At 71.3% G+C, this 1,529-nt stretch carries 1 protein-coding gene; it reads left to right on the top strand.

Annotated features, from left to right (window positions below):
• A partial coding sequence (locus tag GTW40_RS11965) for a hypothetical protein (RefSeq protein WP_161180153.1) occupies positions 1–1,465 on the top strand: 1,465 nt, incomplete at its 5' end.
• Between the last annotated feature and the right edge of the window lie 64 nt (positions 1,466–1,529).

The following is a 1,529-nucleotide window of genomic DNA, read 5'->3' as shown; positions in this document are numbered from 1 at the left end:
GCCGGGCCCCGCCGCCGACGAGGGCCTGGCGCGGCGGCTCCGCGCGCTCGCCTGCACCGCGCCGCTGCACGACCTGGACGCGCGCAAGGCCAACCTGGCCGGTGAGTTCTCGGTGTACGGCATGGCCGAGGTGGCCCTCTCCGCCATCGACCTGGTCACGCTCAACATGGACTTCGACACGGGCGCCGACCACGACCAGATAGTGGCCCGGCTCGTCCCGCGCATCGCCGCCCAGGCCCCGCACCGCCCCGCCCCCGAGCACGAGCGCGTGGCCCGCTGGGTCCTGGAGAACCTGATCAACGTCGGCAGCGCCGACCGGGGCTTCCGCGCGGTCTACGGCACCTTCGCGGCGGACGGCAGCTATGTGCGCCGCGACTACGACTTCAAGCTGATCGAAGAGGTCCCGGGCCCCGGCGGCACCGTCTACCTGCGCACCACCGACGAGGCGGTCAACGTCCTCGTCGGCGCCCTGGACACCGACGTCACCAGCGCCCAGATCGCCGCCGAGGTCAAGCTGGAGGTGCTGATCAGCCGGGGCCGCCTCGCCGACGCCCAGCTCGCCGCCGAGCAGGCCCGCTACCGCACCGTGCAGTACTCCGAGACGCTGCGCCGCGCCCTGGAGGCCACCCGGCGCAACGTCCGCGCGGTCGACTGGCTCAACACCGTGCCCGACATGATCGCCGAGGCGCTGGACCACGTGGCCGAGCGCTACCGCCACGAGAACGCGATCCTCACCAACATCCGCAAGGCCCGCGACGAGACCGAGGAGCCCGAGCACAAGCGGCGCGCCGCCGAGCTGGTCGACATCGTCAAGGACTGCATCCGCCGCCACACCCAGTTGCAGTCCCGTCTCCTGGAGGCGGGGCCGCTCTTCCGCGCCGAACAGGACCGGCAGGCGTTCGCCACGCCCACGGGGGCCTCGGGTATCGACCTGTACGGGCATCTCGTCGCGCCCGTGCTGCCGCTTCCCGTGGAACAGGCGATCCGGGTCACCGACGCGTTCTTCGCGCGCGGGACGGGGTTGCGTACGCCGGTGTCCGTGCGGGTCGCTGACCTCGTGGATATTTTGCTGACGCCGCCGGTCGAGCGGGAGCATCTCGGGGCGGAGATGCCGGAGCCGGACCTTATCGAGACGCCTAACGACAGCCGGTTCAGCGAGGAGCAGTTGGGGGCGGCGATGGAGTTGCTTTCGCTGCCGCCGGACGCTCCGCGCAGGTTGTCGGGGCTGCTTGCCGACGCGCGTCGGCAGGATCCCGAACTTCCTTATCTGGTCGCGCTGTTGGCTGTTCACGCGGCGAGTCCTCCGGTGGGTACTGCTTATCGGCAGGGCGAGGAGAAGCTGCTGTTCGCCGTGGACGACGGCACGGAGCTGGAGGACCCGGAGTTCGGTGGGGCGGATCTCATCGTGGGGACCGCGCTGTTGGACGCGGTGGGGATGGCTGCGGATCGGGCGGAGGGGGCGTGATGGTTCTGCCAGTGGGTGAGTGCGGGTTCGTCGTGGCTTGTCGCGCCCACGCGGCGGAGCCGCA

Source organism: Streptomyces sp. SID4985 (assembly GCF_009863025.1).
GTDB lineage: Bacteria > Actinomycetota > Actinomycetes > Streptomycetales > Streptomycetaceae > Streptomyces.
The sequence above is the reverse complement of the archived record's forward strand: the minus strand, read 5'-3'. Positions and strand labels throughout refer to the sequence as shown.